At 69.4% G+C, this 16,487-nt stretch carries 9 protein-coding genes; all 9 read left to right on the forward strand.

Features of this window, described 5'->3' with window-relative positions; genetic code table 11:
* The first annotated feature begins 40 nt into the window (after positions 1-40).
* Complete coding sequence (locus MJ607_RS05255; protein ID WP_243074470.1) at positions 41-691, forward strand: TetR/AcrR family transcriptional regulator; 651 nt, start codon at positions 41-43, stop codon at positions 689-691.
* Positions 688-2,349 carry a DHA2 family efflux MFS transporter permease subunit gene (locus tag MJ607_RS05260; RefSeq protein ID WP_243074471.1) on the forward strand — a complete coding sequence of 554 codons (1,662 nt, stop codon included), beginning with the start codon at positions 688-690 and terminating at the stop codon, positions 2,347-2,349. The genes MJ607_RS05255 and MJ607_RS05260 overlap by 4 nt, the downstream gene beginning before the upstream one ends.
* Before the next feature lie 167 nt (positions 2,350-2,516).
* Positions 2,517-4,202, forward strand: a complete 1,686-nt coding sequence (locus tag MJ607_RS05265) for a phospholipase D-like domain-containing protein (protein WP_243074472.1) — start codon at positions 2,517-2,519, stop codon at positions 4,200-4,202.
* 249 nt (positions 4,203-4,451) lie between these two features.
* Positions 4,452-6,773, forward strand: a complete 2,322-nt coding sequence (locus tag MJ607_RS05270; RefSeq protein ID WP_243074473.1) for a hypothetical protein — start codon at positions 4,452-4,454, stop codon at positions 6,771-6,773.
* A gap of 12 nt (positions 6,774-6,785) precedes the next feature.
* Entirely contained in the window at positions 6,786-9,110 is a 2,325-nt protein-coding gene (locus MJ607_RS05275; protein ID WP_243074474.1) for a hypothetical protein, read from the forward strand.
* 5 nt (positions 9,111-9,115) lie between these two features.
* A complete protein-coding gene (locus MJ607_RS05280) occupies positions 9,116-9,631 on the forward strand; it encodes a hypothetical protein (protein ID WP_243074475.1) in 516 nt (171 codons plus the stop codon).
* A gap of 37 nt (positions 9,632-9,668) precedes the next feature.
* Complete coding sequence (locus tag MJ607_RS05285; RefSeq protein ID WP_243074476.1) at positions 9,669-12,206, forward strand: hypothetical protein; 2,538 nt, start codon at positions 9,669-9,671, stop codon at positions 12,204-12,206.
* Positions 12,207-12,229: 23 nt separating this feature from the next.
* A complete protein-coding gene (locus tag MJ607_RS05290) occupies positions 12,230-14,524 on the forward strand; it encodes a hypothetical protein (protein WP_243074477.1) in 2,295 nt (764 codons plus the stop codon).
* 15 nt (positions 14,525-14,539) lie between these two features.
* Positions 14,540-16,309, forward strand: coding sequence for a hypothetical protein (locus MJ607_RS05295; RefSeq protein WP_243074478.1), 1,770 nt, complete (start codon positions 14,540-14,542; stop codon positions 16,307-16,309).
* Positions 16,310-16,487 lie beyond the last annotated feature (178 nt).

A 16,487-nucleotide genomic window follows, 5' to 3' on the forward strand; every position in this document is an offset into this window, starting at 1 on the left:
TGATTTGCACTCACGAGCGATGGGTGCAAAAATGCACTCTATGTCAGATGGTGCAGATTCCACGCGCGACCGACGTCGCAGCGAGACGACGCGTGCACTCATCCGCACGGCGCGTCACTTCACGGCGGAGCGCGGCCTGTCGGGGTTCACGGTCGAAGAGCTGTGCAGCGAGGCGGCCGTGTCGCGGCGCACGTTCTTCAACTACTTCGCGTCGAAGGACGACGCCGTCCTCGGCATCCCGATCGAGCGCTCGGATGCCGCCGCGGTCGCGCGCTTCCTCGCGAGCGGCTCGCGCGACTCCGGCGAGACGGGCATCTCGCCCGCACTCCTCACCGACCTCGCCCTGCTCGCGGAGGAGCGCTGGAGCGCCCTCGACATCGCGCCCGACACCGTCGCGGACCTCTTCCGCGCGGTCGACAAGGAGCCGCGACTGCTCGCGCGCATGGTCGAGCTCGGCATCCAGGGCGAGCTCTTCGACGCGCGACTCGTCGAGCAGCGCGAGAACCTCCTGCCCGGAGACCTCCGCGCGCAGGTCGCGGCCCAGATCGTGGGCGCTCTCGTGCGCTCGGCGGCGGGCGAGTTCCTGACGCACGCCGACCCCGACACCTTCACCGAGATCTTCGAGCGGCGCATCGGCGCGGCGCGCGAGCTGTTCGCCACGCAAGCTGCACTGATGGGAAGCCCGAAATGACCGCCACGATAGAGACCCTGCCGGACGGGCGCACCCCGTTCCTGCTGACCCAGCGCCGCATCTGGCTCATCTTCTCGGCGCTCATCGCCGGGATGCTGCTGTCGAGCCTCGACCAGACGATCGTGTCGACGGCCATGCCGACGATCGTCGGCGAGCTCGGCGGTGTCTCGCACCAGGTGTGGATCACGACGGCCTACATCCTCGCGACGACGATCGTCATGCCGATCTACGGCAAGTTCGGCGACGTCCTCGGCCGGCGGCGCCTGTTCATGGTCGCGATCGCGATCTTCACGCTCGCCTCGATCGGCTGCGCGTTCGCGACCGACTTCTGGATGTTCGTCGTCTTCCGCGCCGTCCAGGGCCTCGGCGGCGGCGGCCTCATGATCCTGTCGCAGGCGATCATCGCCGACATCGTGCCCGCCAACGAGCGCGGCAAGTACCTCGGCCCGCTCGGCGCCGTCTTCGGGCTGGCGGCCGTCGCCGGTCCCCTGCTCGGCGGCTTCTTCGTCGACCACATGACGTGGCAGTGGGCGTTCTACATCAACATCCCGGTCGGCATCGCCGCCTTCTTCATCGCCGTGTTCGCTCTCAAGCTGCCCGACAAGAAGGCCGAGAAGCCCATCGACTGGCTCGGCGTGGTCTTCCTGTCCGCCGCGACCACATGCCTCATCTTCTTCGCCGACTTCGGAGGCTCGAAGGACTTCGGCTGGGAGCACGGCGCGACGTGGGCGTGGGGCGCGGGCATGATCGCCGCTGTGGGCCTCTTCGTCTTCACCGAGTCCCGCGCGGCGGACCCGATCATGCCGCTCTCGATGTTCCGCAACCCGATCTTCGTCAACGCGACAGCGATCGGCATGGCCATCGGCATCGGGATGTTCGCCGCGCTCGGCTTCGTCCCGACGTTCCTGCAGATGTCGTCCGGCACGTCGGCCGCGGCGTCCGGTCTGCTCCTGCTCCCGATGATGGTCGGCGTCATGGGCATGTCGATCGCCTCGGGACTGCTCATCACCAAGACGGGCAAGTACAAGCTGTTCCCGATCGCCGGCACGATCATCGTCGGCGCCGCGATGATCGCGATGACGACGCTCACCGCGACGACCCCGATCTGGCTCATCTGCGTGTACCTGTTCCTGTTCGGCGTGGGCCTCGGCTGCATCATGCAGGTCGTCGTGCTCGTCGTGCAGAACGCCGTGCCCGCCTCTGACCTCGGAACCGCCACCTCGACGAACAACTACTTCCGCGAGATGGGCGCCGCGCTCGGCATCGCCGTCTTCGGGACGCTCTTCACGACGCGGCTCACCGAGAACCTCACGACGGTGTTCACGGATGCCGGAGCCAGCGCCGAGCAGGCCGGGCAGGCCACGGCGACGATCGATCCCTCGGTGCTGAACGAGCTGCCGGATGCGATCCGCGAGGGTGTCGTCAACGCGTACGCCGATGCGCTGGCACCCGTGTTCTGGTATCTCGTGCCGTTCATCGCCGTCGCGCTGGTGCTCGCGATCTTCCTCAAGGAGATCCCGCTGTCGGACGTCGCGGGGCTCGTCGCCCGCGGCGAGGCGATCGGCGGCGAAGAGGCCGAGCGCCTCGAAGCCGAGCAGCGCGCCGGCAACGGCGCGCTCGCCGAGCCCGAGACCGCGGGCGCTCCAGGCAAGGACTGACCCCGGGCGACGCCCGCGTCGCACAATCCCCTGCCGCTGCGCGGCCGCCCGCTCCGGGCGGCCGCGCAGCCGTTCCTCCGGGTGTCTGGACGCGACAGCCCGCCACTGCTACGTTGCGGATGGCTTCAGATTCCTCATCTTTTCGGGGCACGGGAGAGGATGCCGCGATGCGGCGACAGGCGACGCGGGACGGTGTGACGGTCCAGGCCATCGCGGGCACGCACGCGGTGCTGCTGGGCATCGACGTGGCGGGGCTCGATCAGCTCGACGCGCTCGGCTTCGCGATCCGCCGACTCGACCATGTCGAGGAGGAGCAGTACTGGCTGCGCGGCATGAAGGTCTTCCGCTCGGTCGTCCCCGATCCCGCGCCGGGCGAGAACTACTCGCTGCGCTACCACCCCGTGCAGGGGTTCCAGTGGGGCGACTACTCCGCCAAGCCGGGACGCAAGTACACCTACCGCGTCGCGGTCGTGCACGGACCCGCCTCGGCGCCGACCCTCGGGGCGCGCGTCGACGTCACGGTCACGACCGAGCGCGAGGACGACGGCAGGCACGGTGTCTGGTTCAATCGCGGCGTCGCGGGCTCGCAGGCGTGGAACGCCAAGTTCGGCGTACCGTCGGACGAGCTCAAGGATCCGAACTCGAGCGCGTGGGCGTGGCTGTCGCGCGGACTCGGCGAGGCGTTCCTCTCGACCGTCGCGACGGCCGTCGACGGGACGTGGTCGCTGCACGGCGCTTTCTACGAGTTCACGTGGAGTCCCGCGCTTCTCGCCTTCGGCCTCGCGGCCTCCCGCGGCGCCGACGTGCAGCTCGTCGTGCACGGCCGCGACAAGGACCCCGACGGCGCCGACGCCGACGACGACGTGACGGCGGCCCGCAATCGCGCGGCGGCCGAAGCGGCGGGCCTGAACCCCCTCGTCACGTGGCGCGTCGCGCCGAACAAGGGGGCGCTGCAGCACAACAAGTTCCTCGTGCTGAGCCACAACGGCACGCCGGTCGCGGTCTGGACGGGCTCTACCAACCTCACGCAGGGCGCGATCTACGGGCACTCGAACGTCGGCCACCTCATCCACGACCCCGCCGTCGCGGCCGCCTTCCTCGCGTACTGGCAGCAGCTGCAGGCCGCGACGACGACGGCGCAGCTGCGCACGTGGGCGGAGGCCAACAATCCTCTCCCCGCTCCCCTGCCCGTGCCCGTCTTCTCTCCGCGCCGCACGGGCAGCGACCTGCTCGAGGTCTACGCCGACCTCTTCGACGGCGCCACCTCGAGCGTCCATCTGACAGGAGCGTTCGGCCTCAACGCGGTCTTCCGGGCCCGGCTCGGCATCCCGCGGGACTATCCCCGCACCGTACTGCTCGACAAGCAGCCGCCGTACAAGACGCGCATTCCGCACGACGATCCCAACGTCCGGATCGTGTGGGGCGCGCACCTCACGTCGCAGCTCGAGCAGTGGGCGACCGAGCGGCTGACGGGCTTCAACGGGCACGTGCCGTACATCCACCTCAAGACGATCCTCATCGACCCGCTCACCGACCGCCCGGCGCTGCTGACAGGCTCGGCGAACTACTCCGAGGCCTCGACCGAGGACAACGAGGAGAACACCCTCGTCCTGCAGACGGGCGGCACCGGCGTGACTTCGGCGAAGGCGATGAAGCGGATCAGCGACATCTACCTCACGGAGTACCACCGGCTCTTCATGCACCACGTCTTCCGCGCCTTCGGGCAGCCGCCGATGACGGGCGTCGTCTCGGGCGGCGACCGCGGCCTCAAGGAGGACAACACGTGGATCGCGCCGCACCTCGCGGGGTGGCGCGCACGCCAGCGGCATCTGTTCGCAGGGACCTCCGCCTAGAGAGCGGACGGATGCGGCATCCCCTCATCTCGCATGCCTGCGTGAGCTGACCGCCGTCCCCGCGCACGACGCGACAGCCGTCCTGGCGCCGCCGCCCCGACTCCACCCGAGACCGGAGTCGACCTTTCCGACGGAACTTTCGCCGCGCGTGTATCAGGCGCGTCGCGGCGCGCTCTGACACCTCGACACACCATGACGCGGCCGTCTCTGCGGGCGCGCGGGTCGAGATCCGGACGAAGGAGTCCCGTCGTGCTCAACTTCCTGAACCACTTCACCGTCCCGGGCGTCGAACACGTCACGATCTTCAACGACGACCAGGACACGAAGCTCTTCTACATGGTGCCGGAGCTGCCCTCGCTCCTGAAGCGCGAGGACGGCACGCCCTCGTTCGCGCTCATCTCGTTCGCCCGCGACTTCACGCTGCTCGCCGACAAGGCGACCGCGCTTCCGACGGGTGAGACCGAGGGCGGCCTGCTGCAGCTCACGACGAGCCTCGAGGTGAGCCAGGAGGACCAGCAGAAGATCCGCACCTATATCGCCGGCGGCATGGGGGATTTCGCCTTCCCGCGCTTGAGCGGCAAGCGGATCATGCTCATGCGGGCGGGGGCGCTCGCAGGCGGCGACATCAAGCTCACCTACCCCACGTGGGTCGACGGCACCGTCGCGTTCCACCTCTTCCCGAGCGGAGGCGACACCTTCGTCAAGGCGCTCGAGGGCTCGTCGAAGCCGTCTCTCGTGAACAGCAACCTCGCCTCGTACACCGCACTGCTCGGGCAGGAGGGCGTGCGGCTCATCCGCAACGCGATCGAGGACGGCTGGAGCCCCGGCACCATCAACTACTCGGTCTCGTTCGTGGCCCGCATCCCGAACCTCAAGGTGCACGTATGGGGCGAGTCGCACGACGTCTACAACGAGATCAAAGAGCACTGCACGATCACCGAGACCTACCGCAACGGCAACAGCACGCGCACCTACCGGTACCCGCAGGTGTCGAGCCTGTCCGAGCTGCGCGACATCTCGACGAACCTGCACATCGAGTACAACCAGGAGGACTTCCGCGCGGCGCCGGCAGGCGGCGAGAGCCCGTCGAAGGCGATCGAGGACCTCGTCTTCCAGATCGTCAACCAGATGGTGATGCAGAAGTTCCTGAGCCCCGGTTTCGAGCCGGGTCTCAAGGCCGAGAAGCTCGGCACCGACCCCCTCGCGCACGGTGACGGTGCGAAGATGCCCGGCGGCAACCAGCTGTGGCTCAAGGACTTCGAGCAGCGGATGGACGTCTCGATCGACTTCACGTTCGAGGGCTCGACGAACTTCGTCGTCGAGAAGCACCCCAACTCCGAGCTGTTCGCCGTCATCGACAAGGAGCAGGTCAAGAAGTCGATCATCGAGGCCGACCTGAGCAAGCCGTACTTCACGCTGCTTGACGTGCCCGTCCAGGTCACGGCGGACTTCGACCGCGATCCCATCGCGGCGATCAAGGTGTTCCTCGAGTACGACCAGGAGGACGAGCAGGGCGGCGGCCGCAAGCGCCAGGTCGAGGAGTTCCTCTTCGACTCCAACGAGGACCGCTACTACTTCCGCGTCGTGATGGCGCGGCATCCCGACGGCACCCCCAAGGACGAGTACACCTACCGCAGCCAGATCATCTACAAGGCCAGCGCGAAGTCCCAGGAGCTCGAGCCCGTCAAGACGACCGACCGCAACCTGATCATCGGCTACGACCAGCTCAACTGCGTCAACGTCGCCGTCTACTGGGGTGCGATCCCGACGGATGCCGTGCAGCAGGTGCAAGTGTCGTTCCGGTATCCCGGGGTCGACCTGCCGTCCGCCACGGCCGACGTCGTGCTGCGGCTCGATGCTCCGCAGGCGAGCTGGTTCACCTACACGGGCGACCAGCGCTCCACCGAGTACGAGTACGACATCACGTTCTTCATGACCGACGGACAGCGCGTCACGCTGCCGACGCAGCGTTCGTCGACGCAGCGCCTCATCATCAACGCGCCCTTCGAGGACAAGCTGCGGGCGACCTTCGTGCCGCAGGGCAGCTTCCCGCCGGTCGCCTCCATCGTCGTCACCGCGAAGTACGTCGACGGCGAGTACGAGAAGAGCGACGTGCACTCGTTCACGAACTCCGCCGAGACGTGGGAGTGGAGCATCGATCTGCGCGACCGCCAGAAGCGGGACTTCACGTACAAGGTTGACATCACCTACGCGGACGGCTCGTCGGATGCCGGCGAAGAGAAGCCGGGCACCGAGGGCACGATCCTCGTGGGGGACGTCGCCCGCGACATGCTCCAGGTCGAAGTCGTGCCGGCGCTCCTCGACATGACCAAGTGGAAGCTCGTCATCGTGCGCTTGTCGTACGACGACGGCGCGGGCACGACAGGCGAGCACACGGTGCAGCTCACGGCCGTCCCGCCCGACCCCGCCGCCCTCAAGTGGACGATCCCGATCAAGGACGCGGGCAAGCGCGGGTTCGCCTACCAGATCCAGGCGTATGGCAACGCGGGCGAGAAGCACATCGTCGAGCGCACCGAGACGACCGATCCCCTGCTGGTCCTCGAGTTCTGAAAGACGACGATCATGGTCCCCGCAGAGTTCACCGCCATGGCGCTCGCCGCGCCGACACTGCAGTTCCGGCCCCAGGTGCTGACCCAGGTCACCCAGCTCAGGGCGCTCAACCTCTCGATGCTGCGCACGATGGCCGTCGCGACCCTCGTAGAGAACGCGCCGCGCGTCACCTCTGCGCCCGACCGCGTCGAGCGGGCGCTCGCAGGAGCCGACGGCACGACCTACTTCGTGCCGCAGGCCCGGATCTCCGAGCGCTCGAAGGCGACGGGCGCTCCGAACGTGTTCCTCGCCAAGAGCGCCGGCGTCGTGACGCTGCAGGTCTGGTTCGACCTCGTCCTGTTCCCGTCGCTGCCGACCGACTCGAAGCCGCTGCCCGTCGACGGGTACTCCGTGTCGCTCATCCCGGCATCCGGCGACCCCATCGTGTTCGCGCGGTGCGACGACCTGCCCAGGGGAGACCAGCCCGAGACCGTGCTGTCGCGCCTGTACTGCGAGACGCCCGTCGATCCGAACATCATCGTGCCCATCCTCGAGACGCCCGGCACGCGCTTCCTCGTCCAGGGCGACGTGCACTTCACGGTGCAGGACGGCGCGGCCGCGGCACCCGCCGACGGCATCCGGGTCAGTCCTGCAGGTCGTCTGCGGGTCTTCGACACGCCCGCGCGGGCGATCAGGCTTCCCGATGTCGCGACCATGGTCGCGGCAGCGCCCCGTGTGCGCGATCACCGCGTGCTGGCCTCGCCGATCATCCGGGACCACCTCGTGGCGACCGACTTCATGGTCGATGCCACGCCCGTCGCCCCCGAACCGGCGTGGGCCTCGCGCACGGCGCGTCTCTCGCTCGGCGCCGCCGACAACTCGGGCGTCGCGGCGTGCTTCCCGCGGGATGTCATGAACAATCGCGCGATCTACTCGCAGGTGACGTCGGGCTTCGGCGCCGAACCGTGGTCGGAGTGGGTCGACTCCCCCAACGGCCAGTTCATGGACTCGCCCGTGCCCGACCAGTTCTACGTCGTGCCCGACGAGTACCGCCTCGCCTTCGACCAGGAGACGAAGCAGCCCGCCATGATGGTGCTCCTCGTGCCGCCGAAGCGCGTCGAGGGCGAGGCCACGCCGGCGACCTTCGGCAGCGACTACAAGCTGCGCACGCGCTTCAGCGTCGTGCCGTGGATCGATCCGGCCCGCCGCGAGCGACTGCGCGCCGAGATCGCGCGCCACGCGCGGGTCGCCTATCCCGACCTGCTCGTCGGCGGCATCCGCGAGGCGACGTGCGAGCTGTCGACCGTGCTGCACGAGCTGGGGTCGTCGATCGTCGGCACCGAGGGGGCGACCGCGGTCGACGGCCTCGGGTTCGACCTCGTACTGGACTGCACGAGCGAGTTCTACAACACCCTCACGCACCTGCTCGTGACCGAGGGCGTCGAGGCGCAGGTCAAGGCGACCCTCGTGTCGGACGCCGAGCACCCGCGCATCGCGACAGTGCCCGTCAAGCTGCGGCTCGACCGGCCCGCGACCGACGTCCTGTCGGCGACGCTCGTGCCGCCCGCTCCGCCCGCCGAGACGGCTCCGGATGCCGCATCCCCCGGCGCCCGCCCCGGCGAAGGCGCACCCGCCGAGGGCGCACCCGCCGAGCCGGCGCCTGTGGACGGCGCTCCGGCCGAGCCCCTGCCCGTTCCGGTGGCGATGCCCGCCCCCGCGCCCTCGGTGCTGCGCGTCAGCAACCCGCTCCCCTACGCCGTCACGGTCGGCCGGACCGTCGCGAGCCTTCTCGAGCGCGACGCCGACCTGCCGAGCCCCATCGGCGCCGTGCCCGCGACGGCCGAGCCGTCGTCGTTCCAGCTGCCGGCGGCCGTGGACGGCATCCCTTCGACGCTCGACGTCGTGCTGACCGCAGAGGTCGGAGACCAGCCGAAGATCTTCGGCTCGGTCGGGGTGTCGTTCGAGGGCATCACGATCGACATCGATCCGCAGCAGGTGCTCGCCAAGGCGTACGACACGGGCACGACGGGCTCGGTCTCGAGCGCCGTCGAGGTGCGCAGCTACCAGCTCGAGCACCCCGAGACGCGTCCGCCCGAGCTCGCCGACGTCTTCGGCCTCGAGGTCGAGATCCGCCGCTCGGCCGACGCCAAGCCCGTCACGGTGTTCCTCACGACGGATCAGCCGAAGCTCGAGGTGCAGGTCTCGTTCTCCCTGAGCGACATCGTCGCCGGCGCCCGGCCCGAGCAGCCGACGTTCGAGTGGCGGCGACGCAACATGGGCGGAGCCGGCAACGGCGAATGGTCGGAATGGTCCACGATCACGGGGCGGCAGCTGTTCGTCTCGCCGACGGGGATGTGAGCGCCATGTCCGCCCTCCCAGACCGCGTCATCGCCTTCGGCGTCGAATGCCGCAGGACCGGCGACGACACCTGGAGCTATGTCTCGGTCGCACCCTGGCCTCAGCTCGCGCCGGACGGGACGCCGATGATCTCGATCCTCGCGGCGGGCGATCTCGCCTTCGTGCAGCTCAGCGCGCAGCTCGACCCGCCCGGCGCGGCCCTCGAGCAGGCGAGAGCCGTGCTCGCGGGCGACGCGGACCCGGCATCCGTCACCCTCTCGACCGGAGTGTCCGCCGTGACCGCGGTCGAGGTGGCCGTCACGACGGGCGACGAGACCCGGATCGTCGCGACCTCGAAGGGCAGCGGCTATGCGCCCTTCGCCGCGGTCTTCTCCCTCCAGGCGACGGCCGAGGACCGCGAGGCTTTCGAGGCCGCGCTGAGCGGAGAGACCGACCGCGTCGCGATCACCTACGACGTCGTGACCGCCCGCGGTCCGGCACGCATCAGCGCAGACCTCGCCGACTGGGCACGGATCGACTGACCACCGTCTCTGACGGACGTACGCAAAGGAGTGGCAGATGTTGAAGATCAGCAAGCAGGAGCTCGTTGACGGGGTCACCGTCTTCGGCGACGACACGTACGACGACGTGTACTACCCCATCCCCGAAGTCCCGCGGTTCCGCACCGACGACAAAGGCGATCCGGTCTTCCGGTTCCTCAAGTACCGGATGCCGATCGAGCGCGAGGACGGCAAGCGAGGCGGCGGATTCGCGTTCTTCGACACGGAGTTCACCTTCACCCCCGCGGCACTCGCCAAGATCAAGGAGGCCCTCGACACCAAGGTGCAGGGCATGGCCGGCAAGCCGGGCTTCCGCGCATCGGTGCCCGGCACGCCCGAGGCCCACCTCGGCACCATGACCTACACGCGCGGCACCGCGAACCTCCTGCTCAAGGAGGACGGCGGCACGCTCGTCGAGGCCGTGCGAGGCGCCGGCAAGCCTTCGCTGTTCGGCAAGAACATCGCCGCCTTCATGGTGGAGTTCACACCTGAAGGCGCGACGCTCTTCGAGCAGGCACTGCAGGGAAAGGGCGGCGTCGTGCAGGTCGTGTACGACCTGAACTTCGTCGCGAAGCTGCCCGAGATCACCGGGCGGGCGTGGTTCGAGGCCGAGAAGTTCTACTCGTACGAGCAGACGATCGACATCGACTGGGAGATGTACGGCGATGACGAGTACGTCGACAAGATCACCGAGCAGTTCGAGGATGCCGAGACGATGGGCATCGAGCTCCACCTCGATGCCGTCCTGACCGACCCCGTCGCCGATCAGAAGCTCAAGGACAAGGTCCGCTCGATGATGGAGCGGGCGCTGCAGGACGCCGTGCTGCGCAAGATGATCCCCGACATCGAGGCGGTCCCCAAGGACGACCGCGGGATGCCGGAGGACATCGAGCACCTCAAGCGCTCGTTCGAGACGACCAAGGCGTCGTCGTTCGAGATGACCTACCGCGAGAACTCCGCGATCGAGTGGAACATCGTCCCGCAGGGCACGCTGCCCAACATCACGACGATGACCGCGAGCGACGGCAACCCCGTGAAGTGGAGCGAGCACGCGACAGAGGTCGACCTCAACGACCCCTTCTTCCAGACCCTGCACGTCAAGGTGGGCGTCAACGCCGACTTCGACGCGCTGCCGATCCACTCGATCGAGGTCAAGCTCGAGTACGACCACGGCTCGCAGCACAAGGTCGAGGAGTACGCGTTCACGAGCCCCGACGGCATCCAGGAATTCAAGACGTTCATCGACGCCGGCGAGCGCGAGTACAGCTACTCGTACCAGGTCAACTACGTCGGGTCGTCGAAGACGTTCTCTGCCGGCCCCGTCAAGACCGACGACACGGTCCTGACGGTCAACGTCGACGACATCGGCCTGCTCGACGCGCTCGTGCAGGCGGGCGACATCGACTGGACCAAGGTCGCGTCGGCGCAGGTCTGGGTCCGCTACCAGGACACGGGCGTCGAGAAGTTCGAGGAGCAGTTCGCCCTCACGTCCGAGGCGCCCACGCACCGCGTGCAGCACGTGCTCTTCCAGCCGCGACGCAAGCCGCTGAGCTACGAGGTCGAGTACTTCCTCACCGACGGGCGCCGCATCAAGATGCCCGAGGAGTCGACCGAGCGCTCGCCCATCCTCATCAACGACCCGCTCGGGCGCACGCGCAAGTTCGAGGTGCGCGGAGTCGGCGACTTCGCGAACCGGATCGCGCAGATCTTCCTGGACCTGGTCTACGAGGATGCCGCGAACGACTACACCGTCGAGCAGTCCGTCGTCCTCTCCGCCGGCAGTGAGGCCGCATCGCAGCCCTACGCCGTGCTCGGCGACGGCGGCGGCACCGTCCGCTACAGCGGGTCGATCCGCTACAAGGACGGGACGGTCAAGGAGATCACCTCGACCGTCGCGGACGGCACGATCATGGTCGGCGACGTCGTGTCGCAGAAGCTCGACGTCACGGTCATCGCGGATCTCATCGACTGGACCCGCGTGCGGCTCGTCCAGGTCGCTCTGCGCCACGGCCCCCAGCCGGGCGGCCAGGCCAAGGACATGATCTTCTCGCCGCAGACGCCCGCGCCGCAGCGATGGGAGCTGCCTCTCGGCGAGGGCGAGACCTCTGCCTACGGCTGGAGCGCCGTCTTCTTCTTCGCCGACGGCACGCAGGCGACGGTCGGTCCGAATGAGGCCACCGCCCCGTCCCTCGTGCTGCAGCCGCCGGCGGGAACGGGCCCGGTCGCACCGCCCGCGACGCCCGTCGCATCCCCGACCCCGGTCGATGCCCCGGCGCCGGTCGTCACGCCGGCTCCCGTCGCGACCCCGGTCGCCGCGCCGACCCCGGCACCCGTCGGCACCCCGGCACCCGCCCCGGTCGCGACCCCGGCACCCGCGCCGACGCCCGTCGCGACCCCGGCATCGACGCCGACGCCCGTCGCGACCCCGGCGCCCACTCCCGTCGCAGCACCGGCGCCGGCGCCCACGCCGACCGCCGCGCCGACGCCCGGCGCGACGCCTCCGCCGCCGCCCATGCCGGGCGCGACACCGCCTCCCCCGCCCATCCCCGGCGCCTGAGCCTTCGAGTCGAGCGAGGAATCATGCTGTATCTCAACCCGCCCTACTTCGTGATCGACGGCGTGAGCCTCATGCCCGACCACGAGGACCCGCTGCAGTACTACTTCATGCCGATGTCGCCGCACCTGAGCGTCATGCCCGAGGGCGATCTGCGCATCCCGAAGATCCAGGTCATCAAGTTCACGGGCCGCCCGACGCCGGGGAGCGACATCGTGTCGGGAGGATTCCTCGACTTCGACTGCAACCTCGGGATCGACCCGGACCGTCTCGCGGCGATCGCCGATCAGCTGCAGGGCGAGGCCGGGCTCAGCGACCGCCCGCGGCTCGCCCCCGTGCCGCTCATCGGCGGGACCGTCCGCATGATGCTCTTCGGCAAGGAGTCGCCGAAGGAGACCGCGGGCCTGCCCGGCCGCGACGAGGAGGAGGCGATCCCGGGACCGGAGTTCGTGCAGAAGATCGTGCACGCGGCATCCCCCTCTCTCTACGGCGACAACCAGGCGGCCTTCTCGGTGCGCCTCGATCAGGAGGGCGCGACGATCATCGACGCGGCGATCCGCGACGAGATGCTGCCGATCGGCGTCGTCTACAGCCTCGAGTACGTGGGCCTGCGGCCCGCGTACAAGGTGCACGTCGAGGCCGACTGGGATCGCGTGCAGAAGCACTTCGAAGAGACCGAGTCCGTCAACGTGCCGCTCATCGCGAGCTCGACGATCGAGACGGTCATCGACGAGCTCGTCGAGAAGCAGCTCATCAAGATCGAGGGAGACCTGCTCGTCGCCGACGAGGACGACTCCGGCGGGGCGACGGGCCGCTACGAGTCGGCGATGGCGCAGGTGCGCGAGCTCGTCTTCGAGAACTTCTTCACCCCGAGCCTCGAGCCGATCGAGCGGCAGACGGGCGACGCGATCGACGACTTCGGCCGCGTCATGCGCACCCTTGCGACGCACGGCATGTCGTCGGTGTGGGAGCGCAAGCAGATCGACATCACGCGGATCGACCGCAAGAAGCTCAACATCGACATGAGCGAGCGCACCTCGGTCATCCGGCAGATCTACCCGCAGGGGCACCTGCCCGGCATCGTGCGCTCGATCGAGTCGCAGGGCCTGGACTGGGATCGCTTCATCAGCTCGGTCTCGCTCGAAGACCCGTTCTTCCAGCGCCGGACGGTGCGGGTCATCCCCCGCGCCGACTTCACGACCGACCAGATCGACGCGATCAACGTCTCGCTCGACTACGACGGCTCGGTCAAGAACGTCATCCTCGACCCGTCCAAGGGCGAGCAGACCGTCGAGTGGATGAGCTCCCTTCAGGGCGGACGGATGCGGGCTCCCGTGACGGTCTCGTACGACGTGCTCTTCTCGTCCGCGGCGGTCGGCCGCCCGCGCAGCATCACGGCCGGGCCCATGCAGGTCGAGGGCGACGTCGTGCAGATCGCACCGCGGGACGGCGCGGGCTACGAGCTGCGGTGGATCAGCTTCACGGTGATCGACTTCCCGTGGGAGCTGTATCCGACGGTCGAGGTGCACTGCCGGTACGAGGACGAGGCGAGCGGCATCCGGATCTCGAATCAATACGGCCTCACGCAGGAGCAGAGCGCGGGCGCCTGGCCCGTCTTCGCCCTCGATCCCACCCGGCGCACGGTCGGCTACCGCCTGATCCTGCACGGGGTCGACGGCCGCGACTGGGACAGCGGCGATCTGACGACCGACGACGACCAGATCCGGATCTCGGATCCGTACGGCAACCGCCGCACCGTCGACATCGTGGTGCCGAGCGCGATCTTCGGGACGCAGGTGGATCGCGTGTTCGTCGACGTCCGCTACGACGACGACGCCCACAGCATCCACAAGCGCGAGGCGTTCGAGCTGAGCGCGGCCGACCCGGCGACCAAGCGGTTCACGGTGGAGCTCGCCGATCCCGCCCGTCGTCGCGTGTCGTACACGGTGTCGATCCTGCGCAGCGACGGCATCGTGATCGACATCCCGGAGTCCACGACCGAGCAGGACCGCATCTTCGTCTCGGCGCAGATGCGCGGCCACCGCACGGTCGCCGTCACGACCGACGGCGTGGACCTCGCGGGAGCCGGCATCCGTCAGGCGACCGTCGAGACGCTCTACGAGCGGACCGCGCTCGGCCTGCGGTTCGCGGACTCCGTCACGCTCACCCCCGACAAGCGCAGCGCGTCGGTCGAGTACGACTTCGCCGAGGGCGACCCGGCGCTGTCGTACCGCGTCATCCACACGCTCGAGAACGGCCTCACGCGTGAGACCCCCTGGAACACCACGACCGGCGACGTCATCGTCGCGCGCGTCGACTGAACGAGGAGACCGACCATGCTTCAACTCGGCAGCGGAATGAAGACGATCGAAGGCGTCACCGTCTTCCCCGACCACGCGGACGAGAACCAGTTCTGGTATCTGCCCGCGCATCTCGAGATCGCGCGGCGGCCCGCCGACGACTGGCCGCAGTTCAGCTTCATCAAGTTCAAGCGCGAGGCTTCGAGCGAGGGCGTCGAGGGCGGCGGGTTCCTCATGTTCACGGTCGCCCTCACGCTCCCCGAGGAGATCGAGCGCAAAGTGCGCGCCGAGATCCCCGGGAACGCGCGGCTCACGGCCGTGCCGTTCGACTCGGGCACCGTCGAGTGCGTCGCGCTGAACCTGCAGGGGCCGGGCGGCACGACGGCCACCGTGAGCGACGCCGGCACCTTCACGGCCGTCCAGACGATCCTCGGGGCCCGTGTGCCGTCGCTCTTCGGCGACAACAACGCGGTGTTCAGCCTGACTCTCAGCCAAGAGGGCGCGACGCTGCTCGAGGCCGCCTTCGCGCAGGGCGCGGCGCCCATCGGCGTCATCTACACGCTGACGTTCACGGCGATGCAGCCGTCGCTCGACGTGCGCATCACCGCCGACTTCGAGCGGATCTACAAGCACTTCAGCGTGGGCCTCAACGCGAACGTCTACTACGTCGAGGTCGCGATCCAGGCCGGCATCGAAGAGCTCGTCCAGAACGGCGCGATCACCATCGAGGTCACGAACTTCAGCACGGCCACAGACAAGCAGGACCAGGAGAAGGCCGCGATCGACTTCTTCACGCAGCATCTGCTGTCGCAGTGGTTCCAGCCGACGCTCACCCCGGGCACGCTGCAGGGCGGCATGGCGACGGCCCCGCGGGCGGGCGGCGGCGCTGCCCTGTTCGGACCGAAGGATCAGGGCAAGCCCGCCGGTGCCACGCCGGCACGGCCCGGCACCCCGGCCACGCCTCCCGCGGGCGGCGGGGCGCGGCCGCCGGCTCCGCCTGCTCCGGCGGGAGGGCCTCGGCCGCCGGGAGCACCCGGCGCGCCCGCCGTTCCCGGTGCCCCGACGACTCCCGGCGGCGCTCCCGCGACCCCCGGCGGCGCGCCGCCCGTCGCTCCGCGCACGCCTGGTGCACCGGGGCTGCCGCCCATCCCCGGGACGCCCGGGACCCCGGCTCCGCCGGCTCCCGGCGGCGGCGGGGCGACCCCGCCCACCCCGGGTGGAGCGCCCGCGACCCCCGGCACTCCGGCCGCACCGGCCACTCCGGCCGCTCCGGCGACGCGCGACGTCTTCGTGCACTTCATCGAGGAGAACGGCAGCAACGGGGTCAACGGCGTCTACTCCGTCGGCTATCAGGTCGGCGACACGTGGCACGACACCGCGACACCGCCGGGAAGTTCGAGCCAGCTGCAGCTCGCCCTGCCGACCGGGTTCACGGGCGCGATCGCGGCAGAGATCAAATCTCTCCCCGAGCTCACGTTCGCGGATGCCGACCAGCTGCGCAGCCATGCGACGACGGGTGCGGCGATCCTCGCGAGCGGCCAGCGCGCCGCCGAGGCGAACCAGGGGTTCGACGAGATCACGGCGGCAGCCGTGGACGTCTCGTCGCTCACGGTCCGCATCCCTGTGACGAAGACCGTCGTGACGGCGAGTTCACCCGACGCTCTCGTCGCGGCGGTCTTCCCCGGCGGGCAGCTGCTGCAGCCCGGCATCTACGACTGCCGCCGCATCAGCGGCACGAACGACTTCGAACTGATCATCCCGAGCTGGCCCGGGATCTTCGAGACACCCACAGGAGGCACGCGATGAGCGGCAACGGCCCGACCCCACCCCCTCCGGCTTCGCCGCCGGTTCCTCCCGCAGCACCCGGCGCCCCTGCGGCACCGCCCGCGGCTCCTGGGGCACCCGCGGCCCCGCCCGCGGCTCCCGGGGCACCGGCCGCGCCCGGGGCTCCGGCCTCGCCGCCGCGTCCGCCCGCCGCGCCGGG

Origin of the sequence: Microbacterium sp. SS28 (assembly GCF_022761035.1) — a bacterium.
Taxonomy (GTDB): domain Bacteria; phylum Actinomycetota; class Actinomycetes; order Actinomycetales; family Microbacteriaceae; genus Microbacterium.

Coding starts and splice junctions, on each gene's coding strand:
- MJ607_RS05255 (WP_243074470.1), top strand. CDS start 41: ATGTCAGATGGTGCAGATTCCACGCGCGACCGACGTCGCAGCGAGACG.
- MJ607_RS05260 (WP_243074471.1), top strand. CDS start 688: ATGACCGCCACGATAGAGACCCTGCCGGACGGGCGCACCCCGTTCCTG.
- MJ607_RS05265 (WP_243074472.1), top strand. CDS start 2,517: ATGCGGCGACAGGCGACGCGGGACGGTGTGACGGTCCAGGCCATCGCG.
- MJ607_RS05275 (WP_243074474.1), top strand. CDS start 6,786: ATGGTCCCCGCAGAGTTCACCGCCATGGCGCTCGCCGCGCCGACACTG.
- MJ607_RS05280 (WP_243074475.1), top strand. CDS start 9,116: ATGTCCGCCCTCCCAGACCGCGTCATCGCCTTCGGCGTCGAATGCCGC.
- MJ607_RS05285 (WP_243074476.1), top strand. CDS start 9,669: ATGTTGAAGATCAGCAAGCAGGAGCTCGTTGACGGGGTCACCGTCTTC.
- MJ607_RS05290 (WP_243074477.1), top strand. CDS start 12,230: ATGCTGTATCTCAACCCGCCCTACTTCGTGATCGACGGCGTGAGCCTC.
- MJ607_RS05295 (WP_243074478.1), top strand. CDS start 14,540: ATGCTTCAACTCGGCAGCGGAATGAAGACGATCGAAGGCGTCACCGTC.